General features: G+C 62.3%; 22 protein-coding genes. 15 read left to right on the top strand and 7 right to left on the bottom strand.

The window, feature by feature from the left end; genetic code table 11:
- Positions 1 to 55 precede the first annotated feature (55 nt).
- The gene (locus E4M07_RS20145) at positions 56 to 643 is read right to left on the bottom strand and encodes a thymidine kinase (protein ID WP_136660194.1); all 588 of its coding nucleotides are present in this window, start codon (positions 641 to 643) and stop codon (positions 56 to 58) included.
- A gap of 159 nt (positions 644 to 802) precedes the next feature.
- The gene (locus E4M07_RS20140; protein WP_169054311.1) at positions 803 to 1,708 is read right to left on the bottom strand and encodes a LysR family transcriptional regulator; all 906 of its coding nucleotides are present in this window, start codon (positions 1,706 to 1,708) and stop codon (positions 803 to 805) included.
- Positions 1,709 to 1,830: 122 nt separating this feature from the next.
- Here E4M07_RS20140 and E4M07_RS20135 point away from each other — a divergent pair, with 122 nt between their 5' ends.
- The 6 genes from E4M07_RS20135 to add (E4M07_RS20110) are packed head-to-tail and all read left to right on the top strand — an operon-like array spanning position 1,831 to position 7,723.
- The gene (locus E4M07_RS20135) at positions 1,831 to 2,859 is read left to right on the top strand and encodes an extracellular solute-binding protein (protein WP_136660192.1); all 1,029 of its coding nucleotides are present in this window, start codon (positions 1,831 to 1,833) and stop codon (positions 2,857 to 2,859) included.
- 15 nt (positions 2,860 to 2,874) lie between these two features.
- The gene (locus tag E4M07_RS20130; RefSeq protein ID WP_136660191.1) at positions 2,875 to 3,921 is read left to right on the top strand and encodes an ABC transporter ATP-binding protein; all 1,047 of its coding nucleotides are present in this window, start codon (positions 2,875 to 2,877) and stop codon (positions 3,919 to 3,921) included.
- The gene (locus tag E4M07_RS20125; protein ID WP_136660190.1) at positions 3,918 to 4,766 is read left to right on the top strand and encodes an ABC transporter permease; all 849 of its coding nucleotides are present in this window, start codon (positions 3,918 to 3,920) and stop codon (positions 4,764 to 4,766) included. Before E4M07_RS20130 ends, E4M07_RS20125 begins: the two co-directional genes overlap by 4 nt.
- Entirely contained in the window at positions 4,766 to 5,599 is an 834-nt protein-coding gene (locus E4M07_RS20120; RefSeq protein ID WP_136660189.1) for an ABC transporter permease, read from the top strand. Before E4M07_RS20125 ends, E4M07_RS20120 begins: the two co-directional genes overlap by 1 nt.
- Positions 5,596 to 6,675 (top strand): adenosine deaminase, encoded by a 1,080-nt coding sequence (add, locus tag E4M07_RS20115; protein ID WP_136660188.1) that lies wholly within the window; start codon positions 5,596 to 5,598, stop codon positions 6,673 to 6,675. The genes E4M07_RS20120 and add (E4M07_RS20115) overlap by 4 nt, the downstream gene beginning before the upstream one ends.
- Positions 6,668 to 7,723: an adenosine deaminase gene (gene add / locus E4M07_RS20110; protein ID WP_169054310.1), complete on the top strand. Its 1,056-nt coding sequence runs from the start codon at positions 6,668 to 6,670 to the stop codon at positions 7,721 to 7,723. The genes add (E4M07_RS20115) and add (E4M07_RS20110) overlap by 8 nt, the downstream gene beginning before the upstream one ends.
- 68 nt (positions 7,724 to 7,791) lie before the next feature.
- Here add (E4M07_RS20110) and E4M07_RS20105 read toward each other — a convergent pair whose 3' ends face one another.
- The 4 genes from E4M07_RS20105 to betI form a co-directional block, all read right to left on the bottom strand.
- The gene (locus E4M07_RS20105; RefSeq protein WP_136660186.1) at positions 7,792 to 10,869 is read right to left on the bottom strand and encodes a hypothetical protein; all 3,078 of its coding nucleotides are present in this window, start codon (positions 10,867 to 10,869) and stop codon (positions 7,792 to 7,794) included.
- On the bottom strand, positions 10,866 to 12,200 hold the full coding sequence (locus E4M07_RS20100; RefSeq protein ID WP_136660185.1) for a hypothetical protein: 1,335 nt from the start codon (positions 12,198 to 12,200) through the stop codon (positions 10,866 to 10,868). Before E4M07_RS20100 ends, E4M07_RS20105 begins: the two co-directional genes overlap by 4 nt.
- A gap of 1 nt (position 12,201) precedes the next feature.
- Complete coding sequence (locus tag E4M07_RS20095) at positions 12,202 to 13,569, bottom strand: hypothetical protein (protein WP_136660184.1); 1,368 nt, start codon at positions 13,567 to 13,569, stop codon at positions 12,202 to 12,204.
- Between the two features lie 183 nt (positions 13,570 to 13,752).
- Positions 13,753 to 14,343: a transcriptional regulator BetI gene (gene betI / locus E4M07_RS20090; RefSeq protein WP_136660183.1), complete on the bottom strand. Its 591-nt coding sequence runs from the start codon at positions 14,341 to 14,343 to the stop codon at positions 13,753 to 13,755.
- 202 nt (positions 14,344 to 14,545) lie between these two features.
- Between betI and E4M07_RS20085 the strand changes: the two genes are divergently transcribed.
- From E4M07_RS20085 to E4M07_RS20050, 8 genes are all read left to right on the top strand, one after another.
- Complete coding sequence (locus E4M07_RS20085) at positions 14,546 to 15,469, top strand: choline ABC transporter substrate-binding protein (RefSeq protein ID WP_246660528.1); 924 nt, start codon at positions 14,546 to 14,548, stop codon at positions 15,467 to 15,469.
- A 122-nt stretch (positions 15,470 to 15,591) separates the two neighbouring features.
- Complete coding sequence (gene choW / locus E4M07_RS20080; RefSeq protein ID WP_136660181.1) at positions 15,592 to 16,431, top strand: choline ABC transporter permease subunit; 840 nt, start codon at positions 15,592 to 15,594, stop codon at positions 16,429 to 16,431.
- Positions 16,428 to 17,483 carry a choline ABC transporter ATP-binding protein gene (choV, locus tag E4M07_RS20075; protein ID WP_136660180.1) on the top strand — a complete coding sequence of 352 codons (1,056 nt, stop codon included), beginning with the start codon at positions 16,428 to 16,430 and terminating at the stop codon, positions 17,481 to 17,483. Before choW ends, choV begins: the two co-directional genes overlap by 4 nt.
- A 60-nt stretch (positions 17,484 to 17,543) precedes the next feature.
- A complete protein-coding gene (locus E4M07_RS20070) occupies positions 17,544 to 18,305 on the top strand; it encodes an SDR family NAD(P)-dependent oxidoreductase (RefSeq protein WP_136660179.1) in 762 nt (253 codons plus the stop codon).
- Between the two features lie 3 nt (positions 18,306 to 18,308).
- Complete coding sequence (locus tag E4M07_RS20065; protein WP_136660178.1) at positions 18,309 to 19,340, top strand: CaiB/BaiF CoA-transferase family protein; 1,032 nt, start codon at positions 18,309 to 18,311, stop codon at positions 19,338 to 19,340.
- A 6-nt stretch (positions 19,341 to 19,346) separates the two neighbouring features.
- Positions 19,347 to 20,108 carry a DUF2470 domain-containing protein gene (locus tag E4M07_RS20060; protein WP_136660177.1) on the top strand — a complete coding sequence of 254 codons (762 nt, stop codon included), beginning with the start codon at positions 19,347 to 19,349 and terminating at the stop codon, positions 20,106 to 20,108.
- A 64-nt stretch (positions 20,109 to 20,172) separates the two neighbouring features.
- A complete protein-coding gene (locus E4M07_RS20055) occupies positions 20,173 to 20,505 on the top strand; it encodes a metalloregulator ArsR/SmtB family transcription factor (protein ID WP_136660176.1) in 333 nt (110 codons plus the stop codon).
- A 29-nt stretch (positions 20,506 to 20,534) separates the two neighbouring features.
- Entirely contained in the window at positions 20,535 to 21,620 is a 1,086-nt protein-coding gene (locus E4M07_RS20050; protein WP_136660175.1) for an FAD-binding oxidoreductase, read from the top strand.
- On the opposite strand, the gene E4M07_RS20045 is transcribed toward E4M07_RS20050, so the two are convergent.
- Positions 21,617 to 22,960 (bottom strand): MFS transporter, encoded by a 1,344-nt coding sequence (locus E4M07_RS20045; protein WP_169054309.1) that lies wholly within the window; start codon positions 22,958 to 22,960, stop codon positions 21,617 to 21,619. The two genes, E4M07_RS20050 and E4M07_RS20045, sit on opposite strands and share 4 nt — an antisense overlap.
- A gap of 115 nt (positions 22,961 to 23,075) precedes the next feature.
- Between E4M07_RS20045 and E4M07_RS20040 the strand changes: the two genes are divergently transcribed.
- Complete coding sequence (locus tag E4M07_RS20040) at positions 23,076 to 24,044, top strand: nucleoside hydrolase (RefSeq protein WP_169054308.1); 969 nt, start codon at positions 23,076 to 23,078, stop codon at positions 24,042 to 24,044.
- Positions 24,045 to 24,049: the final 5 nt, after the last annotated feature.

Raw genomic sequence — 24,049 nt, 5'->3', positions numbered from 1 at the left:
AAAATTATTCTAATTGGCAATATGCCGCACCGTTCCTAGAGCAATTGCGGCCAATTCACGGTTCGATCCGGCCCATCACCTCTTCCCAGTGGCGCCGGCAAAGCGACACATAGGTCTCGTTTCCGCCGACCACGATCTGCGCGCCGTCCTTGAGCGGCTTGCCGTCCGCGCCGAGGCGCACCACCATTGTCGCCTTGCGGCCGCATTTGCAGATCGTGCGGATCTCGCGCAGCGAATCCGCGATGGCCAGCAGCGCCTTCGAGCCCGGAAAAAGCTGTCCCTGGAAATCCGTCCGCAGGCCGTAGGTCATGACCGGGATGTTGAGCCGGTCGGCGGTGCGGGCCAGTTGCCAGACCTGCTCCTCGGTCATGAACTGCGCCTCGTCGACGAAGACGCAGGCAATGTCGCCGCGGGTCTTTTCCTCGGCGATGTGCGCATAAAGGTCGTCGCTCGTCGAAAACGGGATGGCCTCGCATTCGAGGCCGATGCGCGAGCCGATCTTGCCCTTGCCCGCGCGATCGTCCAGCGCGGCGATGAAGAGCAGCGTGCGCATGCCGCGTTCGCGGTAATTGTAGGATGCCTGCAGGAGCAGCGTCGACTTGCCCGCATTCATCGCCGAATAGCTGAAATAGAGTTTTGCCACGGCCCGGCCCGTTCCCTGTCGGTCTTGAGCGGACCATAGCGCCGCGCACCGGCATTCAAAACACGGGCAGCGCTTTATCCCCGGACTTCTGGGCATCAAGTCTCAGCCACGCAACGGTGCAGGGCTGCGCCTGGGTTGTGCCGCCTCTTCGGGGACTGATCACTCTTCACACCGGCGCGATAGGTAGGCACTGGCAAACTCTGCAAACCAGGTCACCATCTCGCCAGGGTCGGCATCCTTCCTGATCGCAACGATCAGCAGGTCTTTCGGAAATTCAATGTCCGTTACGGGAATCCATGCCGTCTTGATCTTCGAATTGTCGAAACCCAGTGCAAACAGCCGGGTGCGCAGGGATATGAATTTGCCCGTCTCCACCAGGGACTTGATCAGGGAAAGCGAATTGGTGGTTACCCACGGTGCATATCGGCTTGAGCTGTCGTTGACCAGTTTGCGCACTTTGTTGAAGAACGGAACGTCAAGATCCGGATCAACGATCGGATATTCCAGCATCTCGTCCAATGTCACCGATGTCTTCTTGCCGAGGGGGTGATCGACTGTGCAAAGCAGTCCCACCGACAGTTCGAGAGCCCGTACCACCTGCAGGTTCGGATGATCGACCTGTGCGAAGTTCAGGCCGACATCCGCCTCGCCCTCAGCAACCTGCCGCCAGATCTCCGGGGACGCAGCGACATTCACTCCGAATTTCAGGGCCGGATGTTCCTCCAGCGCTTCGGAGAGGATATTGGGCAGGAAGGTGCTCGCCGCGCTGTCGGTTGTCGCGATCTTCAGGTGCTGCGTGTGCACCTCTGTCATGCCCTCGATCTGCAGCCGCATGCGATCGAAATCGCGCATGGTCCGGTTGATATGTTCAAGAACAACCTGGCCCGGCGGCGTCAGTTTCGCGCCATCGAGACCGCGCTTGAAGATCTGAAACCCGAATTGCTGTTCGGCCGTCTGTATTTGCCGTGTGACCGAGGATGACGACACGTTCAGATGGCGCGCCGCCGACCGTACCGACCCCAGTTTCGCGACGGCATCCAGATATCTGAGTCTCACACTGTGCATCGGACCCTCCCGGGGACAGTGTTTCATGGTGATGCAAAAAACGCAACAACACGTTGGTTATTTTGGCGCTTGGCGCAACGCCTCGCCTGTGCCAGTGTTTCCTGAACACGGAGGAAGGCACCATGAAAAATACATTGCACGGAACGACCCTGGCCATGGCTGTGGTTCTTGGCTGTGGCCTGGCGGCACCGGTTGCCGCCCAGGCAGAAGAGCTGACCATTTCCGTTTGGGGCGGCTTTTACGGCGAGAACTGGGAAAAGGATGTCGTCATTCCCTGGGAGGAAAAGACCGGTGTCGAGGTGACAATGGACTTCGGCCAGTCCGCCACGCGTCTTTCCAAGGCGTTGGCGACGCGCGGACGTAGCGCCGACCTGCTTTTCATCACCGACCACCAGATGGCAATCCTGAAGGAACGGGGACTGCTGGATACGGTTGACCCTGCAAATGTGCCCAACCTGGCCAATCTTCATGAATTCGCCAAGGATCCGCTGGGAAGCGGTCAGTGCCCGGCAGTGACCCTGCTGGGTGTGGGCTTGGCCTACAACAAGGACCATTTCGACACGCCGCCGACCTCGTGGCTGGACGTGCAGCGAGAGGATTTGGAAACCCGGCCCGCCTTTATGGACATGGGCTGGTCCGTGGCTCCATCGGTCATGACGCATTTCGCGACCCTTCAGGGCGGCGGGCTGGACAATATGGACCCGGCCTTCAACCTGATCGACGCCGAGAAGGAAGATGCCCGGTTTTTCAACCTGTTCGAGGTTGTCGACTGGATCAACCAGGGCGAAGTCTCGATCGCGCCGTTCCTGAACATCTTTGCCCGGCAAGACCCGAACCTGCCGATGCGGTTCGTCTATCCCGAGGACGGAACTCTGGGTGTCGTCAACATGGCGTGCATTTTGAAGGATTCGCCCAACAAGGCGACGGCCGAGCGGTTCCTGAACGACTATCTCACCATCGAGACACAGGAGATGCAGGCCAAGATCTGGGGCGAAGGACCGGTGGTGAAGGGGGCAAAGATCCCGGAGGACTCCCCCTACGTGATGGTGGATCCGTCGAAGGTCGACGAAGTCATCATCTATGATGCCAACGAAATCGCCTCCAAGCGCGAAGAATGGATTTCGCGGTTTCAGGACATCGTCGCTCAATAGGTTGCCGGTATAAAAATGGCCGAAGTCAAGCTAACGGGTCTTAGCAAGTACTACGGAGACTTTGCCGCCGCGTCGAACGTCTCGTTTGACGTCGAATCGGGAAGTTTCCTGAGCTTGCTGGGCCCATCCGGATGCGGAAAAACCACGACCTTGCGGATGATCATCGGCTTCGAAGAGCCGACCGCAGGCGACATTTTCATCGACGGTGCACGCATCAATGACGTCAAACCGTGGCTTCGGGATCTGGGTGTGGTCTTTCAGAACTACGCGCTGTTTCCCTACATGACGGTGGCGGAGAACGTTGCGTTCGGGCTCAGGCGCAGAGGCATGGAGCCGGCGGACATTCGGCGGCGGACATCGGAGTTCCTGGAACTTGTCGGCCTCCCGGGCAAGGAGGACAGGTTCCCGCGCCAGCTCAGCGGCGGACAACAGCAGCGGGTTGCGCTGGCGCGGGCGCTGGTGATCGAACCGCGCGTTCTCCTGCTGGATGAACCCCTTTCGAACCTCGACGCGAAACTTCGGGCGGAGATGCGCTTCGAGTTGAAGCGCATTCAAAACGAGACCGGGGTGACCTCGGTTTTCGTGACCCATGACCAGGAAGAAGCACTGACCCTGTCGGACCGCATCGTCGTCATGAACCAGGGCGAGGTGGTCACCGTCGGCAAGCCGAAGGAAATCTGGGAGCGGCCGACATCCGCCTTTGTCGCCGACTTTCTCGGCGTCGAGAACATTTTTGCACCGGACGGGGCCGAACCGGGTGCTGTCGTCATCAACGGCAAACGCTTTGCCGCCGAACATGACGGGCGAAGCAGTCGACTGGTGGGGCTCCGGTCGACGGATATCGAGTTCGGCGGAGACGGCGACACCGGCCTGGCCGGCCGCGTCCGGCAGACCAGCTATCGTGGGGCGATCAACACCTATGTCGTCGATGTGCCCGGGATCCCGCGACCGCTCTATGTCAGCACCGCCGCCGATCTGCCGATCGGTTCCGACGTCGCGGTGAAGCCGCGAGACGGCGCAATCCTGGTCCTCGAGCCCGACATGGAGATCGCAACCGAATGAGCACCGGGGCCAAACGCGAGACCTACATCATCGGCGCGCCGGCTTCCGTGTGGCTCGTCGTGCTGCTCGTCATACCGTGTCTGTATCTGCTGTTTCAAAGCCTGACGCCGCTCAGCGGAGCTGGCCTGTCGCTGGAAAACTACGAGAATCTTGTCGAAAGCGGCACATTTCGAAAGGCGCTCAGGCGATCGATAATCGTCAGCGTCTGGGTGACGGCCCTGACCGTGCTGGCGGGCTACCCCATCGCGCTTGTCGCGTCGCGGGCGTCATCCCGTGCGCGCACTGTCGTGATGGTGATCGTGATTTTCCCGTTCCTGCTGTCCGCCGTTGTGCGCGCCTATGGATGGACCGTCATCCTGGGTGAAAACGGGGTGGTCAATGACTTTCTGGTCGGTATCGGCCTGATCGACGAACCGCTGAGACTGATACAGAACACCTTTGCCATCGTTGTCGGCGAGACCCATGTGCTGCTGCCCTACATGGTTCTGTCGCTGCTGACCGTGATCCAGCGGATTGACCGGAACCTCGAAGCCGCGGCAATGAGCCTGGGCGCCTCGCCGCCGGTGATTTTCTTCAAGGTGGTCGTTCCGCTCACGCTGCCCGGCCTGCTGACCGGCATGCTTCTCGTCTTCAGTCTGTCGATGACGGCCTTTGCGACACCGTTTCTGCTGGGCGGTCCGCGATCGCCGATCCTGACGGTATTGATGTACCAGTATGCCTATACGCTCTTCGACTGGTCGAAGGCGACAGCGGTGGCCGGCGTGCTGCTGGTCCTCGGGCTCGGATTCGTGATCCTGCACCGCTTCGTCAGCCGCCGCCTGATGCGCGATGTGGAGGCCGGCTGATGTCGTATCAGGTCACCGAGAAGATCTGGGAGAAGCCGCTTGTCGAGCTCGGACGCGTCTTTTTATGGGGCAGCGTCTGCTTCTGGCTGGTCTTCGTTCTGGCGCCGGTGGTGGTCACCGTGGTGTCGTCCTTTACCGCCGCGGAATTCCTGACCTTTCCGCCGAAAGGATTTTCACTGCGATGGTATTTCCGCGTCATGGAACTGGACTGGTTCCTGACGTCCATGCGGACCAGCCTGATCGTGGCTACGGTATCCACGCTGATCGCAACGGTCTTTGCGGTCATGGCGGCAAGGGTGCTGACACGCCATCGGTTCCGGGCCAAGGGCGCGTTCGAAATCCTGATGCTGTCGCCGCTGATCATTCCCGGAGTGGTGTTCGGTTTCGCATTCTTCAATGTCGTCCTGCAGTTTCGGCTGGAGGGGCTCAGCCTTCTCAATCTCTTTGTGGCCCACTCCGTCGTGACGATCCCGCTCATGCTGCGCCCGATATGGTCGAGCATGGCCGGAACCGATTTGTCGCTGGAGGAAGCCGCGCAATGCCTCGGCGCCACGCCCTGGGTGACGTTCTGGAAGATAACCTTCCCCATGATCCTGCCGGGCATCGTTGCCGGCGCCATTATCGCTTTCACGTTTTCGTTCAATGACATCACGATAGCGATCTTCCTGGTCGGGCCGGAAACCCAGACCCTGCCCGTCCAGTTGATGTCACAGATCGAATACACCCCCGACGCGTCCCCGGCCGCGATCACATCAATCATCATCTTCTTCACGCTGATCCTGTTCTTCATCATCGACAGGACGGTGGGTATGGACGTTTTTGCGCAAAAATGACCGAGCTTTATGAATTCTTCCGGGCGGTGCCCAAGCCAGAATTGCACCTGCATCTCCACGGTGCGGTGACGCCGGATACATTGGTCGCGCTGGCGACAAAGAACGGCGTTGCGCTTCCCGAAGGCGATATCCACAACACCCTGTATGCGCGAAAATCCGGAGGCGAGGTCCAGTCCATCCTTCCAACGCTCAAGATCATCTGCCGGTCGATGGTTACCCGGGATGATTTTGCGCGTGTCGCCTACGACATTCAAAGGTCAGCCGCCGAATGCGGCGTACGGTACCGGGAGATCTTCTGGAACCCGACCGACCACGCCACGATCGCCAAGGTCTCCTATGAAACCGCCGTCGACGGGCTGATCGACGGTCTGGTCGCCGCTGAAGCGGATTTTGGCATCATCGGACGGTTGATCCCGTCCATCGACCGGGAGGGAACGCCGGAAGCCGCCTATGAGATGGTCCAGTGGGTCGTCGATAGTCCGCGCGACGAAGTGATCGGCCTTGGCATGGACTACCTTGAAACCGGTCATCCGCCGGAAAAGTTCTGGAAGTCCTATCGCCTTGCCGGCGAACACGGGCTGCGCCGCACGGCCCACGCCGGTGAATTTCTGGAGCCGGCGCGCAATATCGAGACATGCCTGGATCTGCTGGGCTGCGAGCGCATCGACCACGGATACACGATTACCGATGCGCCGGAGCTCGCGGCCCGCTGCATCGACGCGGGAGTTCCGTTTTCCATCGTTCCCACCAATACCACCTACATCAAAACGCTCGCGGGCGACGCGTTTCGCACGCAGCACCCGATCCGCAAGATGGGTCAGATGGGTTTGCGCATCTTTCCCAACAGTGACGACCCTCCCCTGCACCATACCGATCCGGCGCGTGCCTTTGCCGACATGATCGACGAGTTCGGATTCACGCTGGCCGACACAAGGGACTTCCTTTGCAACGCGATTGATGCGGCGTGGATCGATGAAGCGACCAAGAGAGACTGGAAACAGGCCTGGCTCGCAGAGTTTGACGCGCAGGCCGCGAAGCTGCCGGCACACAGCGAAAATGGAACCGAACATGGCTGAAGTAAGCGCATTCATCCGCAACATGCCAAAGGCCGAACTTCACGTTCACCTGGAAGGGACGCTCGAAGGCGATCTGCTCCTGGTCATCGCGGAGCGCAACAATATTTCCCTGCCGTTCGATGATCCCGATGGCATCCGCCGCATGCAAAATGAAACCAAGACCGGTTTGACCAACAATCTGGTCAATTTCCTGAGGTGCCTGGACATCTGCCGGGAAGCGATGCGAACGGCCCAGGACTACTACGACACGGCAATGGCTTTCGTTCGCAAATCGGCCGCAGAAAACGTTGTCTATCTGGAAGTGACATTCGATGTGCAACAAGCCATTCGCCAAGGCGTTCCGCTTGCCGAATGCATTGAAGCGTTGAGCCGTGTGCGGCGAGAAGCAAAGCGCGATTACGATATCGAAATCCGGTGGATCGCTTGTTTCCAACGCGATCACCCGGTTCAAAACGCAATGGAAACGCTCAACCTGCTTGATCCGCATCGCGACGAGATCGTCGGGATCGGGCTGGACAATTTCGAAACACCCAACTTCCCTGCCCTGTTCGCGCCGGTCATGGCAGCGGCGCGCGACCGCGGCTATCGCCTGACATCCCACTGCGACGTCAATCAACCGGAATCGCTCGCCCACATCCGTGATTGCGTTGACCTGTTGGGCGTGGAACGCATCGACCATGGTCTGAACACCGCACAGGACATCACTCTTGTCAAAAAGATCGTCAGCCAGCGTATTGCCTTGACGGGCTGCCCGACATTTCACGTCTCCATGACATCGGCCCCGTCCGACAGGGTCGAAATGATCAGGACGCTGTTCGATGCCGGTGCGCTGATATCGCTGAACACCGATGACCCGGCCCAGTTCGGGAGCGGCTACCTGAACCGGACGCTGGCGGCGTGCCAGGCGGCCGCAGGCTTCACCGACGAAGACATGATACGCTTCATGCGCAACACATTTGAAAGCGCGTGGATCGATGACCGGGCCAGGTCAGGCTATCTGGAGAGACTTGACCGTTTCCGCGACACGTCGGCACGGGCCGTTTCTTGAGCAGGCCATGGTGCCCCGTGGCGGCATGAAGGACACGGGCCGCGCTTTACCCCGACCGGATCGACCCCTCAGAGATCCCTCAGCACGAACGCGTATGCCGCCGGCGAGCGGGCGTTGGAGGAACCGTCGCGGACCTCCAGAACATACCGTCCGGGGCCGGGAAGCTCGGCCTTTCCTGCAAATAGCTGGCCTGCGGTGCTCGCCCCCTGCCATCCGACAACCTGGCTGCCGCCGGGGTCCAGGACACGAAACGCCATGTTCAGGTTCGTGGGGCTCTCGACGAACTCGACGCTGACCGTGCCCGTCTGCGATGCGAACGCGTAGAAATCCTGGTCGCCCCGCGGCAGGATGCTTCCCCGCGCGATGTTGCCCGATGCAATCGGCGTCGCGGTTGCGACCGAACCGTTCGGCTCGGCGGCATCGTCGGCCGCCGCGTCCAGCGTCACTTTCACCTCGTAGGGCGCAATTGCGCGCGCGTTTGACGATCCGTCGCGAACCTCGACGATATAGGTGCCCGCCGAGCTCAAGTCGGCCCAGCCGCGGAACAGCTCGCCAGCGCTCGATGCGCCCTGCCAGCCCCAGACCTGACTTCCATCGGCGTTCAGGACCCTGAACGTCATGTTCAATTCCGGCGGGGAAACCGGGAAATCGACATTGAGCTGTCCTAGGGCCGGCACGTTGACACTGTAGTGATCCCAGTCGCCACGCGGCAGAATATTCGATTGTATCTTGTCGCCAAGTGCCAGCGGTGTCGCGTCGGCGTGCACATCGTTCGGCTCAGCCGTGTCTGCGGTCGGAAGGAAAGAGATAACCACGCCATAGGGCTGGTGCGAACGCGCGTTCGACGAGCCGTCGCGCACCTCGACCACGTACTGTCCCGGCGACTTGAGGTCGGCCCAGCCGCGGAACAGCTCGCCGGCGGTTGATGCGCCCTGCCAGCCCCAGACCTGACCGCCCTCGGAATCGAGCACGCGGAAAGCCATGTTCAGCTCGTCCGGCGCGGCGTTGAAATCGACCGTCAGCTCGCCCTGATGCGGGGCGTCGATAAGGTAGTGGTCCCAGTCGCCGCGCGGCAGAATGTTCGCCCAGACCTGGGTGCCGAAGCCAACGGGCGTTGCGGTGTTGTGATCGTTGTTCGGCTCGCCGGCGTCATACGCCGGGTCGAACGAGGCCACCATTTCGTAGGGCACCGCGGAACGCGCATTGCTGGAGCCGTCACGCACCTCGATAACGTAGGTGCCCGGCTTCGGCAGGTCCGCGGTGCCCTTGTAGGTCTCACCGGCGGTCGACGCGCCTTGCCAGCCCCAGACCTGGCCGCCGTTCGCGTCGAGCACGCGGAAAGCCATGTTCACCTCGTCGGGAACACCGCGGAAATCGACGGTGATCTGTCCCAGCCGGTCCGCTTCGACACGGTAGTGGTCCCAGTCGCCCCGGGGCAGAATATTGGCACGGATGGCATGGTTCCACTCCAGGGGCTTCGCATCCTGGAACGTGTCGTTGGGCTCTCCGGTATCGGCGGTCGGTATGAAACTGGTCACGAGTGTATAGGGCGAAGCGGAGAAGGCGTTGCTCGATCCGTCGCGCACCTCGATGAGGTAGTCGCCGGGCACTTTCAGATCGACCCAGCCTGAAAACGGAACACCGGTGTCCGTTGCGCCCTGCCAGCCCCAGACCTGGGAGCCATTCGAGTCCAGGACCCGGAACGCGATGTTGATCCCGGGCGGGACCTGCGGGAATGCCACGGTCAGTTCGCCCTGGTGCGCCAGGGAAACTGCGTAGAAATCCCAATCGCCCCGCTCGCCGATTGTGCCGGTGACGGTGTCGCCGGGATTGATCGGCGTCGCGCTGGCGGGATCGTTGTTCGTCTCGGCCTCGCCGACGGCAACGCCCGACGGGGCAATGGCGTTCGGAGGCGGCGCGGCGGGCACCACCGGCTGCCCGGCCGCCGTCGGAACAGTCGTCCCGGGCGTCAGCTGTCCGCCAGGCCCGCCTACTCCGGGCTGCCCGCCCGCGACCGCAGTCCCGGTCCCCGGCCCGGTGGCGCCGCCCGTATTGATCGCATTGCCCTGGCCATCTGCGGTGACTTCCGATTCCAGCGGGCATTCGAAGGTGAAACTCCAGGCGGTCCCGCTGGTATCCTCGCAATTCGGCGTGACCTTGACGCGCGCGGTGCGCGCGCCGGGCTGGACGTCAAACTCGAACGTTCCGGTCCCGCTGACACATCCGGTCGTCTTCGAAACGCTGCCGACCGTGACGTCCATCTGATCCTTGATGTCGTGCATTTGCCAGCTGAACCCGGCCTTGCCGGTGAAGCCGCCGAGATCAACCTCGACACCGCCGCCTTCGTCACCACCGGAATCCACCGCCGAATTGCAGGAGGCGATCTCTTCCCCCTCATCGATCGTGGCAATCAAACGATACCGGGGGATCGGAATTTGCGAATCCGAGCGGGTGTCGAAGTGGAAGCCGACGACATCTTCTTCGCCCACATCGGCATCCGGTCGAACCGAAAACGCGGCAGTGATCTCGACGGTCTCCCCGGGTTCCAGGTCGATATCCTGCGGATCGATGCTGTCCAGTGTCAGATACTGTGCGGGCAGTTCAGGACGCAGGTTCAGTCCCGTCACCGGGAATGCCGTGGTGTTTTCAACGCGGAAAACGACTGCGTTGCCGGTCGATCCGGCCTTGAAACTGTCGTGTATCTCGACGTCTTCCAAGTCCGGCAGTTCCACATCCGCCGTACCTTCGATACGCTCGACAAAATCGGCGACGAGATCGAACCGCGCCGACGGTATCGCCACGCCCATGTTGAAGAATATCGAGACCGCTTCACTCGACCCCGGGGGCGCGTCGGCCGCAATGTCGAAGGTCAACAGAAAATCCTGGAAGGCGCCCGGTGCCAACTGCGCCATCGGCGGGTCGATCGATGTCACGGCAACCCATTTCGGTTCGCCCTGGACCTGGGGGGCAAAGTCCGGGCTGGGTGCCGCGCCGAGATTTTGAATCCGCACGATCACCTGGTTGCCGGACGTTCCGGGGACAAACGTGTCCCTCAGCCGAAACAACTGGCCATCGGACTGCGCGGTTGCCGGAAAGGAAACAAGCAACAGCGTCAGGAAAACAACAACTGAGCGCAGCCGGGTCATTCGGTTGCCTTCCGAACGGTCGCGGCCGAGACGCCGACCATGGGGTCACACCCCTGACGCTGCCACTCGTACAGATTGTCCACGACGTAGCTGACGCCTTCGGGCACCGACCAGAACTCCAGTGGTTCGAGCGCAAAGAAACCGTGCCTGAAGAAAGTGTCTTCCGGCTGTTCGGATTTCGCAACATACCAGACGACGACAGGCTTTATCACGTCCCGAAGCTTGGTGTTGGAAACCCCGTCGAGCGCCTCGGCAAACCGGCTCTTGCAAACCTCGGCCGTCGCCAGAACCTCGGCGTTGACCAGCGATCGCGGATCGCCGACGTCGCCTTCTCCGTTGTCGGCCGTCACGAAGACTTCGATCGTCTGTCCCTTGACCAGATAGGGCACCCCCGGCTTGGCACCGGAAGCCTTTCGCTCCGTGAACGGCTCCTCCAGAGGATCCAGCGGAGGAACGTCGGCCCCGCCCCAACGCCAGTGCAGGTGGGTGCAGTCATAGCCGTAGGAACGGCACCCGGGTACCACAACCGTCCGCCGGCCGTTCATCGGATAGGCTGTATGGATATTGTCGTACTGCCCCTTCTTTCCGTCGCTCACGGCGACAAACGACGTTTCGTGGATGACCATCGGATGCACACCGGCCGCCATTCCGGCCGGCACCGCACTGTCGGGATCGCTGACAAGCGTGATCGCGGCGCGGCCATAGTCGAGCCGGTAGAATGCCGTGACCGACTTCAGGCGAGCGCCGGTGGAAGAGTCAGCCAGCCATTCGTAACTCACCTTCGGAACCCACCGGGCGCAATTTCGTGTGAACGAGCTTGACATGAAACCGTCGCGTCCGGCGCAAGGCTTGCCGAGCGTTCCGTATTTCGTCTCGTAGGTAACGGTGAAGTCACCGGCGATGCCGCGCTCCCGGATTCCGTGCCCGTAATACCAGGTGAAAACGGCGCGGTCCTTGTCCCAATCGCTGTTGGTCCATTGGTCGTCGCCGCTGCAATAGCGGACCGTCCGCCGGACCGACTGGCCATTCACATCGAATGTCAAAACAAAATGGGAGATGTAGAACGAGCGCAAAAACGGCCAGCCGCCCGCCTTGATATCGCGAAAGACCAGTCCGCGATGGTGCTCGATGCTCACCGCATGCCTCCAGGGACCGTGCCCCGAGTCATCGTCCCCTCTGGCCTGGCTTGCGGGCGGTTTCAGACAGGGATCCTCCGGCGCGTCGGCCCAGCCGATACCGGGCAATGCGGCGATCGCGAAAAGCACCGATCCGAGGAACCGTGCAATGCCGAAAAGACTCGATCTTGTTCGGATGTGTGGGTGTTTTGTCACATCAGTTGTCCCCGGATGTTTCGCCCTGCTTCACGGTCTTCGGCGCCACGGCCAGGCCTGCCCCGCATCCGCACTTGTCCGCGAGCGGCAGGATCTGGTCGAGGACCGTTTCGCGCAACGCCGCCATCTGCGCCCGGACCTTGAGTTCGTCCGACATCGTCGCATAGCTCGAAAGGGCGCCATAGCCTGCATTTGCAAGTATCGAGACGACCTGCGCCGTGCCGCCTCCACCCAGCGCCATGGCCCCGAACAATACGTTGATGACGGTGGATTCGATCAACGCGCGAGGCATTCCCGACTGCAGCGCCTTGATCTGTTCTTCCTCCAGTTGCTCCAGGTCGACGAGGAGGCTCCGCATGTAGGAGGCATAGCGCAGCGGCTCGCCACTTCGCATCTTCCGGACGGCCGCCAGTTCGTTGCCGAGGAACGCCTGTGCCTGCGCCCCGGACATGACGTTCAGGATCGTTGTATTCGGCGGTGTGAGTTGCACCGAAAGCAGGAAACCCAGCCGGGTGCGGTAGGAGTCCGTGGGGCCCAGAACGGCGACCACCGCGTCAGGCGGACGATGGGTCTTGTTGTCCAGCACGCAGGCACAGCCATAGGCCGCGACGTCCATGACCTTCTGCCGCCGCAGCACGTCCATCAACCGTTCCGGCGACTGGCTGAATTCCGCGATGGTCTGACCGACCGCCGCGGAGATCACGGATTCCGACATCAGATCGCGCAGCTCGGACGCGGTCACCTGCTGCCCGAGCTTTTGCCTGACACTGTTCATGTAGGACTGGCCCAGCAATTCGCTATAGCGAATCTCCAGATCCGCAAACGCGTAGCGCGCGGCAATATTCTGTTCTGTTCCCGGCGTCAGATATTGCGAGTCGAGCGCCAGGACGCCTTGCCGCTGCGCCGGCAATATGTGCTTTATCCCGGAATTCAGCGCCATCGCCGAGATATCCGCCAGCAATGCCGCCGGCACCGTGCTCAGCGCCAGGCTCAGCCGATCGTTCTCAAGCGTCATGATCTGAAGGCGGGCAAGGTCGCGGACCAGCGCCTCGCTGTACCGGTAATAGGCCATGCCCTGCAGGCCGCGATAATGATTCAGTTCCGCCCTGACCGAATCCTGGTACTTTCCGGGCACCACCGGCGCGAAAAAGCTGAATTTGTCGAAAAAACCCATGTTGTCATAGGTGATCATCGAACCGATCAGCCAACCCAACCGGGTTCTGTACTGGCCCGCCGGCGCGACCAGGAACGGGCCGGGCGCACCCGAGTAAAACTGACCCGGTCGCGTGACACCGGCGTCGCCGGCGCGCAGCGTGACACCAAGAAAAATCAAGAATACCGAAATGAACAGGGAAACGCCTCTGATCATTGTCAGCCCCCCTCCGCCCCTGATCCTAGAGGAAAATCGCGCAATTTGAAACGCGGGGTGTTGGGACAGAGGTCGCAGATCGGGAACCGTAATTTCCGGCCTGCGCGCCGAGGGCGTCAAGCGCAGACGCAGCGAAGCCGCACTTCGACGGCTTTTGCCGTCATGCGCAGCTATTCTCACATGTCATACTTCGTTGTTGTGCCCGCCCTGCAATTGCCGCTCCACATAGTCCTCGACGAGCTTTTCCGCGGTCACGTCCCTGTCGAGGCTGCCGAGCGCCTTGCGGATGTAAAGACCGTCGATCATGGACGCGACGCCCTCGGCGACGGCCCGGGCTTGAGGCCCGACAAGCGGTTTCAGGTTGTAGACGAGGTTGGAGCACAGCCGGCGCGCATAGATCGAAAGCAGGGCATGGGCCTCCTTCGATTCCTGTGCGTGCACGTAGAATACCAGCCAGACTGAAACGGTTTCCGGCTTGAACTGCTCGCGCCCGAGGCTCGCCCGGATGATTGCCGAAATTCGCGCGCGCGGCGTGTCCGCCTTCTTCATTTCGAGCCGCACCTGTCGGCCGTACTCGGTCAAAAGGTGGCGCATGGCGGAAACGATCAGCGCATCCTTGCTGCCGAAATAGTGGTGGGCAAGCCCTTGCGACACGCCTGCACGCCGGGCAATGTCACGGATGGTGATGTCGAGCGAACCGCGCGCGTGAATGGCCGAAATGGCCGCTTCGACCAATGACCGGCGCCGTATCGGCTCCATCCCTACCTTGGGCATGCGGCTCCCCTCGCCTCGTGTTGATGGCCCGCATTATGAGCGACTTGCCGCCAAAAACCAATTTATTTTGAACCATCATTCAATAAAAGCTTGCAAAACGCCGGACTTTGTGGCGCGATGCGCCCGGAAAAAACCGAAACGACAATTGGCACACCTGAAACAACAAAATGGGGGGTCCGACATGACAACCATCAAAACCTCTATGCTGGCGCTGGCGTTCACCGCCGCGGTCTCCGCGCAGGCGCTCGCCGCCGAGCCGGAAAGCTGCAAGACAGTGCGCTTCTCCGACGTCGGATGGACGGATATCACGGCGACCACGGCCGCAACGACCGCCGTCCTCGACGCGCTTGGCTATGAGACGGACATCAAGGTCCTTTCCGTCCCGGTGACCTACACGTCGCTGAAGAACGGCGATATCGACATCTTCCTGGGCAACTGGATGCCGACCATGGAGGCCGATCTCGCGCCCTACCGCGACGACGGATCGGTCGAAACCGTGCGCGAGAACCTGGAAGGCGCGAAATACACGCTGGCGACCAATGCGGCCGGCGCCAAATTGGGCATCGACGATTTCAGCAAGATCGCCGCGCAGAAGGACGCCCTCGACGGCAAGATCTACGGCATCGAGCCCGGCAATGACGGCAACCGGATCATCCTCGACATGATCTCGTCCGACGCCTTCGGCCTCAACGGTTTCGAACTGGCTGAATCTTCCGAGCAGGGCATGCTGGCGCAGGTCGCCCGCAAGGACAAGCGCGACGAGCCGATCGTCTTCCTCGGCTGGGCGCCGCATCCGATGAACGCCAATTTCGAATTGACATATCTGTCGGGCGGCGACGACTACTTCGGACCCGATTTCGGCGGCGCCACGGTCTACACCAATGTGCGCAAGGGCTATGTCGACGAATGCGCCAATGTCGGCGCCATGCTCAAGAACCTCAAATTCTCCCTCGAAATGGAGAACGAGATCATGGGCGCCATCCTCGACGACGGCGAGGATCCCTCCGATGCCGCCAAGGCATGGCTGAAGGGCCATCCGGAAATGGTCGAGGCCTGGCTGGCCGGTGTGACCACGGTCGATGGCGGTGACGGCGTCGCCGCCGTCAAGTCCAGCCTCGGAAACTAAGACTGTTTTGCAATCAACCGCCCCGTATCGATCGGGGCGGTTTTTTGTTGCCGTAATTAGACCTTGCGAAGAGTGCGCACGGCATTCCAAACTAAAAGACTAAATCGCGCGGGGGAGCCGGGATGGAATGGCTGACGGAGTACAAGATACCGATTGGCGACTGGTCAGAGGCCGTCGTTGACTGGCTGATCGACTACGGCAGCTGGTTCTTCGACGGGCTCGCCAATGTCCTGGAAACCGCCATCGACGCGATATTGTGGCTTCTGCAGACACCGCCGCCGCTGCTGGCGATCGCCGCCTTCGTGGCGCTCGCCTACGGCCTGCGCCGCTCTGTCTCGACCGCGGCTTTCGTGGCCGTCGGCTTTCTGTTCATCGTCAACCAGGGCTACTGGGAGGAGACCACCGAGACGCTGACGCTGGTGCTATCGGCCTGCCTCGTGTGCATGGCGGTCGGCGTTCCCATCGGCATTGCCGCCGCCCACCGGCCGCGCCTCTATACGACAATCCGCCCCATTCTGGACCTGATGCAGACCCTGCCGACCTTCGTCTATCTCATACCGGCGATCGTCTTTTTCGGCATCGGCATGGTGCCGGGCCTCATCGCAACGGCGATCTTCGTCGTCCCGGCACCGATCCGGCTGACGCATCTCGGCATTTCATCGACACCCAAGGCACTGCTCGAGGCCGGCCAGGCATTCGGCGCCACGAAACAGCAGCTCCTGTGGAAGGTCGAACTGCCCTATGCCATGCCGCAGATCATGGCGGGTCTGACCCAGACCATCATGCTGTCGCTGTCGATGGTTGTGATCGCCGCGCTGGTCGGGGCCGACGGGCTCGGCGTTCCGGTGGTGCGCGCGCTCAACTCGGTCAACACCGCGCTCGGCTTCGAGGCCGGCTTCGTCATCGTCGTCGTCGCCATCATTCTCGACCGCATGTTCCGCGCCGGGGAGGAGCAGAAATGAGCAAGCCGGTCGTTCGTTTCAAGGATGTGGACATCATTTTCGGCGAGGATCCGCAATCCGCCCTCGCCCTGGTCGACCGCGGCGAAAGCCGCGAGGCCATCCAGAAGGAAACCGGCCAGGTGCTGGGCGTCGCCGGCGCCAATCTCGATGTCGAGAAGGGCGAGATCATCGTGCTGATGGGGCTCTCCGGCTCCGGCAAGTCGACCCTGCTGCGCGCCGTCAACGGGCTCAACCCCGTGATCCGCGGCGAGACGCTCGTCGACAATGGCGACGGCTATGTCGATCCGCAGCGCTGCACGCCGGGCGAATTGCGCCATTTGCGCATGGAGCGCGTCGCCATGGTGTTCCAGCAGTTCGGCCTTCTGCCCTGGCGCACGGTCGCCGACAATGTCGGATTCGGGCTGGAGCTTTCGGGCATGGCGACATCCGAGCGCAAGGCCAAGGTTGCCGAGCAGCTTGAGCTTGTCGGCCTCTCTCAGTGGGCGGGCCGCAGGGTCAACGAGCTGTCCGGCGGCATGCAGCAGCGCGTCGGCCTTGCGCGTGCCTTCGCCACCGGCGCGCCGATCCTTCTTATGGACGAGCCCTTCTCGGCGCTCGATCCGCTGATCCGCACGCGCCTGCAGGACGAATTGCTGCAGTTGCAGGAACAACTGCACAAGACCATCATCTTCGTCAGTCACGATCTCGATGAGGCTTTCCGGATCGGCAATCGCATCGCCATCATGGAAGGCGGCCGCATCGTCCAGTGCGGCACGCCGCAGGAGATCGTCCAGAATCCGGCAAATGAGTATGTCGCCGATTTCGTCGCCAACATGAACCCGCTCTCGATGCTCGTGGCCGGCGATGTCATGACCGGCGACGGTGCGGGCACAATCTCGGGCGAGTTTGCCGGGACGGCAAGCCCGGAGACGCCTTTGACCGAAATTCTGGACACGCTGGCGAACAGTCCCGGCACCGTGGGCGTCATGGACGACGGAGCGCTGGTCGGGACAATCACCGCGCAGGATATCGTCAGGGGCTTGACCAGCCACAAACAGTCTGCCACCCAGTGACCCAATTGCTGCACCAAACAGGTGTTAGGCAAATTTGTCTACTCAGTACGGGAGGTATCCATGAAGGTTAACGGACAGGCTGCAATCGTCACCGGCGGCGGATCGGGACTGGGCGCCGGGACGGCCCGGGCGCTGGCCGCCGCGGGGGCGAAGGTCGCGGTCCTCGACATCAACGAGGAACAGGCAAAATCCGTCGCCGACGAGATCGGCGGCATCGCGCTCGGTTGCGACGTCTCCAGCGCCAAAGCCGCCGAGGAAGCCGTTGCCGCGGCCGCCGACGCCCATGGCGAGGCGCGCGTCCTCATCAACTGCGCCGGCATCGCCAATGCGAGCCGCATCGTCGGCCGCGAGGGCCCGCACGATCTCGAGCTGTTCTCGCGGGTGATCAACGTCAACCTCATCGGCTCCTTCAACCTCCTGAGACTGGTTGCCGACCGGGCGTCCAGGCTGGACCCGATGGATGACAACGAACGCGCGGTCATCATCTCCACCGCTTCGGTCGCAGCCTTCGACGGACAGATCGGCCAGGCCGCCTACGCGGCGTCGAAAGGCGGCATCCATTCATTGGCGCTTCCGGCGGCGCGCGAACTTGCCCGTTTCGGCATCCGCGTCATGACGATTGCACCCGGCATTTTCGGAACGCCCATGCTGATGGGCATGCCGCAGGAGGTTCAGGACAGCCTCGCGGCCTCCGTGCCGTACCCCTCCAGGCTCGGAACGCCGGAGGATTTCGCCGCGCTTGTCATGCACATCCTCGACAACACCATGCTCAACGGCGAGACGATACGTCTTGACGGCGCCATCCGCCTGGCGCCGAAATAGTCCATGGCAAGGCCGCTCAACGGATTGAAGATCATCGAGATGGCGGGGCTCGGCCCCGCCCCCTTCGCATGCTACATCCTCGCCAGCCTCGGCGCGAACGTCACCCGTATCGAGGCCAAGGGGCGCTCGGCGGTCTTTCTGCCGCTGGACCCTCAGACCAATCCGGACGTGCTTTACCGGCGGATCGTGCAGCTCGATCTCAAGACCGAGGAGGACCGCCTCGAAGCGGTGGAACTGATCGACGATGCCGATGTGCTGATCGAGGGGTTCAGGCCGGGCGTCATGGAGCGGCTGGGCTTTTCGCCCGACGCGATGATCGCCCGCAACCCGGGACTGATTTATGCGCGCATGACCGGCTACGGGCAGCAGGGTCCGATGTCCGACAGGGCCGGCCACGATCTCAACTACATCTCGATGGCCGGCGTTCTGTCGATGATCGGCCACCATGACGACCGCCCGGTTCCCCCGCTCAACCTGATCGGCGACTACGGCGGCGGTACCATGGTCCTCATCATGGGCGTCCTTTCGGCGCTCTATGCGCGCGCGCAGACCGGCAAGGGACAGGTTGTCGATGCCGCAATGGTGGATGGCGCCGCGATGCTGGCGACACCGATCTTCTCCTTCATGGCATCTGGCCTGTGGGATGGCGACAAGCGCGGCATGAACCTGCTGGATTCCGGATGCCCGTTTTACGATACCTACGAGACCGCGGATGGCGGATATGTGGCCGTCGCGCCGCTGGAACCCCAGTTCTTTGCCGCACTGGTGGACGGGCTCGGGCTCGATCCGGTCTGGCTGGAGCGCCAATACAACCGGTCGCACTGGGATGAACTGAGGGCGCAGCTCACCGCCGTTTTCCGCAGGCGAAGCCGGGACGAATGGACCGAGATCTTCGCGCAAAGCGATGCCTGCGTCACACCCGTGCTGACGCCCCGCGAGGCGGCCGAGCACCCGCACAACAAGACCCGCCGCAGCTTCGACACGGTTGCCGGCCAGGTCATGCCGGCCATCGCACCCAGATTTTCGTCCGAGTAATGTGTCATGGCGCAAAAGAAACAGACAATCCGCGAGACCGATGACGAGGCTCGGGCGCTCGCCCGGCGCCTTGTCAGCAGTGCGCGCTGCGGGTCGCTGGCCGTCCTGCTTCCGGATGGCGGGCACCCCTTTGCCAGCCGCACCGCTGTCGCGAACGACATTGACAGGGCGCCGGTCATTCTGGTTTCCGACCTGTCCGGCCACACATCCGGCCTGAAGAACGATCCGCGCGTCTCGCTGCTGCTCGGCGCGCCCGGCAAGGGCGACCCGCTGGCGCATCCGCGCATCACGCTGCAGTGCATCGCGGAGAGGATCGGACGCGACGAGGAGCGGCATGCGAGGATCCGCGCGCGTTTCCTGCGCCGCCACCCGAAATCGGCCCTCTATGCCGATTTCGCCGATTTCTCGTTCTACCGACTGGATCCGGCCTCCGCGAGCCTCAATGGCGGGTTCGGCAAGGCCTATCAGCTTGTGCCCGGGGATTTTCTGATCGCGTCCCCGGCCCTCGAGTCGCTCGCCGAAATGGAGGAGAGCGCGATCGAACACATGAACGGCGACCACGCCGATGCCGTCGAGGTCTATGCCCGCGTCCTTGCCGGCGAGAAAACCGGAAAATGGCAGATCAGCGGCATCGATGCCGCCGGCTTCGAACTGGTCAGCGGCGACCGGCTGGTACGTGTCGAATTCGATGCGGTGCTGGAGGATTCCGGCCGGCTTGCGCCGGTGCTCGCGGAAATGGCCAGGTCGGCACGTGCACGCCGGGGATAGATTTATTTTCGAATTTGCTTATATAAGAATGTGAGGATTGACAAAGGAAAGGCTGAGAAGACCCATGGCGCCGATCGTGCAGGATAGAGCCGGCCAGGCGGATTTGTCCGGCAATGCCGAACAGGCCGCGCAGCTGCTTGCCGCGATGGCCAATCCGAAGCGTCTTCTCATTTTGTGCAATCTCGTCGGCGGCGAGATGGCCGTCGGGGCACTGGCGACCACCGTGGACCTCAGCCAGTCCGCGCTGTCGCAGCACCTGGCGAAACTGCGCGCCCTGAAGCTGGTGAAGACGCGGCGCGACGCGCAGACGATCTATTATTCGCTGGCTTCCGAGGAGGTCCAGGCGGTCCTCGAAACGCTTTACGGACTGTATTGCGAGCCGCCTGCGAAGGATTGAACACCCGGTAAACAAGCGGAAAACCGCCGATGAGCAATGCCAAACCCAGGGTCGCGATTGTCGGCGGCGGTATTGTCGGCGCATCGATCGCCTACCACCTGGCACGGCGCGGTGCTGCCGTGACCCTGATCGACCGCGGCGATCCGGCCGAGGGCGCCACCGGCAGGTCCTTCGCATGGATCAACGCCTGGAGTGGCACGACCGAGCCCTATGCGCGGCTACGGCACCACGCCCTCGGCGAATACCGAAGGCTCCAGCAGGAACTCGGCGGCGCGCTGCCTCTCAAGTGGACCGGGACGCTGATCTGCCGGCACGACCGGGCCGAAACCGAGCGCCGCGCGGGCATCCAGGCCGCCGCCGGCTACGACGTGCGGCTGCTTGATGCCGCTGAGATCGCGCGCCTCGAACCCCGGCTGAAGAAACCGCCCGCGCTCGCGGCCTTTGCCGCCGGCGAAGGCGCGGCCGAGCCGGTCGAGACGACCCGGCTGCTGTTGCGCGCCGCAAGGGATGCCGGTGCCGGGGTCCGCTGTCCCGAAACGGCATCGGCGCTTGTCGTCGATGGCGAGCGGGTCGCCGGCGTGCGCCTTTCTTCCGGAGCCGTACTGGAGGCGGACGTCGTCGTCGTGGCTTCGGGAACCGGATCCGCGGATCTGACCGCGCCTTTGGGCATAAATCTTCCCGTCGAGGCCTCGCCCGCCATCATCGCCCATTACCGGTGCGATGCGCCGCTGGTGAATACGGTGTTGATCCACCCGGCGCTGGAAATCCGCCAGGTCTCAACAAACCTGGTCGCCGGCGCCGCCGAATATATCGATGCAACCGGTGAAAACGGCCCGGAAGCCGTGGCGCAGCGGATGCTGCTGGATATCAGGAACGGTTTTACCGACACGGCGTCCGTGACGTTGGACCGGGTGGCGGTCGGCGTGCGGCCGATCCCCGAGGACGGGCTGCCGATTGTCGGCTTCGCGCCGCAGGTGAAGGGCCTCTACCTTTCCGTCATGCATTCGGGAGTAACCCTGGCCCCCGCCGTCGGCCGTTTCGCGGCGGTCGAGATACTCGACGGCACCGCGGTTCGCCTTCTCGACATCTGCCGACCCGAGCGGTTTGCGGTCTAATCCCGCTCAACCATTGACCAGATTACGAAAATTGTCGCCAGAACGAGACACCCGGTAATCAGGAAGACGAGCTGATAACTGCCGGTCGCCGCAAGGATCGAACCGCACAGCGCCATGCCGATCGTGCCGCCAAGCATCTGTACGGTCAGGTTGATACCGCTTGCCTGGCCGTGCTTGTCCTTGGGCACCGCACCCATCAGTGCCTGCCGGGCCGGGATCGACGATGGCGGAAGCGTGGCGCCCCAGATGATCAGCGGCAAAAGGACCAGCCAGTAACTCTCAAAGACACTGAGCAGGCCTATGGCCACGACAGCTGCGCCGTTGAGCGCATAGCCGAAAATCAACGGAACGCGGGCGCCGAGCCGATCGGTCATGCGACCGGTGATCAGCGACGTTACCAGTGTCGGCAGGATGGCGATCATCACGGCAAGACCCGCCGCCACCGGCGAACGTCCGAGCTTCTCCTGGAAGTACATGGCGAGAAACACGAAGATCGCGATCTTGTTGAACTGGAATACAAAGAAGGAAATCGTGCCGCCGGTAAATGTCCGGATGGCGAGAAGGTCGAGCTCGATCAGCGGATCGGGCCGTCGCCGCTCAACCGTGAAGAACACGATCATCAGCACGATGCCGAAAACAAGCAGCATCAGGAGCGTCGGGCTCGTCCATCCCCAATCGGCCCCCTGCATGAGAAAGACGACAAGTGCCACGAGGCCGAGAAAGAGCGTCGCAAAGCCGCTCAGGTCGAAGCGTCCCCGGCTATCTCTCATTTGCTGATCCGACGGCCGCCAGGTGGCGAGCACCACGAGTGCGATTGCCAGGACAATCGGCAGGTTGATCAGAAATATCCAGCGCCACGAAAGCACCTGGGAGAACAACCCTCCGAGCAACGGTCCGCTCGACATGAAAACGCCGCCGACCGTCGTCTGCATGCCAAAGGCGGTGCCGCGTTTCTCGGGCGGGAAGCTGGCCGTCACCATGGCCATGGAGGCCGGGAAAATTACGGCGGCACCGATTCCCTGCACGGCCGTTGCCGCGATCAGAATGCCTCCGGACGGCGCCAGTCCCGCGGCAAGCGATGCCACCGCAAACAGGGCGGCGCCGGATTGGAATACAAGACCGTGGCCGAGCTTGTCGCCCAATCGGCCTCCGAGCGCCACAAAGCATGTAAAGGTCAGCAGATAGGCGTTGACCACCCAGTGCGAGGCAATCTGGGTCATGCCGAGATCCGTTCGGATCGTCGGTAAGGCCACGCCGACAATCGTCTCGCCAAGCACGGTCAGGCCGAGCACGCCGCTCAGCGCGCAAAGCAGCCACCACTGCCGGTTCCGGTCGAACATGAAGGCCCCTCTGTCCCCGATTGCGATCCGATGTGCAAATTCGCTTGACTTCGCTCCGGCAATATACGCACGGTCTGCGCCACTTCGCACAATCAAAAACAAGAAACGGACGGATATGACACACAAGATTATCATCGACACGGATCCCGGCATCGACGACACGATGGCCATCGCCTACGCCATCGCCCACCCGGACATCGACCTCATCGCCCTGACCACCATCTTCGGCAATGTGTCGGTTACTGAAGCGACCGACAACGCGCTCGCACTGCTCGATTATTTCGGCCACGCAGGCGACGTCGCGCGTGGCGACAGCCGGCCGCTGGTCATGGAACCGAAGCCCCACAGCTATTTCGTGCACGGTCGGAACGGTCTGGGCGAAGTTGAAATTCCCGCCTCGGCAAGGTCCGTCGTTGCGCTGGACGCGGCGGATTATCTGATTGAAAAAACGAAAGAAATGCCCGGCGAGATCGACATCTGCGCCGTCGGGCCGCTGACCAACCTCGCGCGCGCACTGGAGCGCGATCCATCGATCGCGGAACGCGTCAAATCCGTCTGTATCATGGGCGGCGCGGTCTACCGGCCCGGCAATGTCTCACCGGTCGCGGAGGCCAATATCTGGAACGACCCGCACGCGGCCGAACGGGTCTTCGCCGCAGACTGGCCGGTGGTGCTGGCGCCGCTCGACGTGACCACCAAGGTGGTCCTGTCGCCGCATTTCTTCGCCGATCTCGAGGAGGCCGACCCGAAAGTCGGCAAGCTGCTTTCGGACATGGCACGGTTTTACGCACGCTTCTATCGCAGCCATTCGGGTATCAACGGCTGCATCCCGCACGACGTCATGGCGCTCGCCTACCTGACGATCCCGGGCGTATACATGCAAAAGCGCGGCGCGCTGGCCGCCGTGACCGAAGGCCCCGGCATCGGCCAGACGATCTTCAACCCGGCCGGCAAGCCGACCGTTGATCCGAGCTGGGGCGAGCGCCCGCAGCATACCGCGTTGCTCGACATCGACGCCGGATTTTTCGCCGCCCACTATTTCGACACGATCGCCAGGCGGCCGACCGACGAGATCGGCGACTGATACAA

The organism is Nitratireductor sp. XY-223, from assembly GCF_004959855.1.
Classification (GTDB): domain Bacteria; phylum Pseudomonadota; class Alphaproteobacteria; order Rhizobiales; family Rhizobiaceae; genus Hoeflea_A.
The sequence above is the reverse complement of the archived record's forward strand: the minus strand, read 5'-3'. Positions and strand labels throughout refer to the sequence as shown.

Coding starts and splice junctions, on each gene's coding strand:
- E4M07_RS20140 (WP_169054311.1), bottom strand. CDS start 1,708: ATGCACAGTGTGAGACTCAGATATCTGGATGCCGTCGCGAAACTGGGG.
- E4M07_RS20135 (WP_136660192.1), top strand. CDS start 1,831: ATGAAAAATACATTGCACGGAACGACCCTGGCCATGGCTGTGGTTCTT.
- E4M07_RS20130 (WP_136660191.1), top strand. CDS start 2,875: ATGGCCGAAGTCAAGCTAACGGGTCTTAGCAAGTACTACGGAGACTTT.
- E4M07_RS20125 (WP_136660190.1), top strand. CDS start 3,918: ATGAGCACCGGGGCCAAACGCGAGACCTACATCATCGGCGCGCCGGCT.
- E4M07_RS20120 (WP_136660189.1), top strand. CDS start 4,766: ATGTCGTATCAGGTCACCGAGAAGATCTGGGAGAAGCCGCTTGTCGAG.
- add (WP_136660188.1), top strand. CDS start 5,596: ATGACCGAGCTTTATGAATTCTTCCGGGCGGTGCCCAAGCCAGAATTG.
- add (WP_169054310.1), top strand. CDS start 6,668: ATGGCTGAAGTAAGCGCATTCATCCGCAACATGCCAAAGGCCGAACTT.
- E4M07_RS20105 (WP_136660186.1), bottom strand. CDS start 10,869: ATGACCCGGCTGCGCTCAGTTGTTGTTTTCCTGACGCTGTTGCTTGTT.
- E4M07_RS20095 (WP_136660184.1), bottom strand. CDS start 13,569: ATGATCAGAGGCGTTTCCCTGTTCATTTCGGTATTCTTGATTTTTCTT.
- betI (WP_136660183.1), bottom strand. CDS start 14,343: ATGCCCAAGGTAGGGATGGAGCCGATACGGCGCCGGTCATTGGTCGAA.
- E4M07_RS20085 (WP_246660528.1), top strand. CDS start 14,546: ATGCTGGCGCTGGCGTTCACCGCCGCGGTCTCCGCGCAGGCGCTCGCC.
- choW (WP_136660181.1), top strand. CDS start 15,592: ATGGAATGGCTGACGGAGTACAAGATACCGATTGGCGACTGGTCAGAG.
- choV (WP_136660180.1), top strand. CDS start 16,428: ATGAGCAAGCCGGTCGTTCGTTTCAAGGATGTGGACATCATTTTCGGC.
- E4M07_RS20070 (WP_136660179.1), top strand. CDS start 17,544: ATGAAGGTTAACGGACAGGCTGCAATCGTCACCGGCGGCGGATCGGGA.
- E4M07_RS20065 (WP_136660178.1), top strand. CDS start 18,309: ATGGCAAGGCCGCTCAACGGATTGAAGATCATCGAGATGGCGGGGCTC.
- E4M07_RS20060 (WP_136660177.1), top strand. CDS start 19,347: ATGGCGCAAAAGAAACAGACAATCCGCGAGACCGATGACGAGGCTCGG.
- E4M07_RS20055 (WP_136660176.1), top strand. CDS start 20,173: ATGGCGCCGATCGTGCAGGATAGAGCCGGCCAGGCGGATTTGTCCGGC.
- E4M07_RS20050 (WP_136660175.1), top strand. CDS start 20,535: ATGAGCAATGCCAAACCCAGGGTCGCGATTGTCGGCGGCGGTATTGTC.
- E4M07_RS20045 (WP_169054309.1), bottom strand. CDS start 22,960: ATGTTCGACCGGAACCGGCAGTGGTGGCTGCTTTGCGCGCTGAGCGGC.
- E4M07_RS20040 (WP_169054308.1), top strand. CDS start 23,076: ATGACACACAAGATTATCATCGACACGGATCCCGGCATCGACGACACG.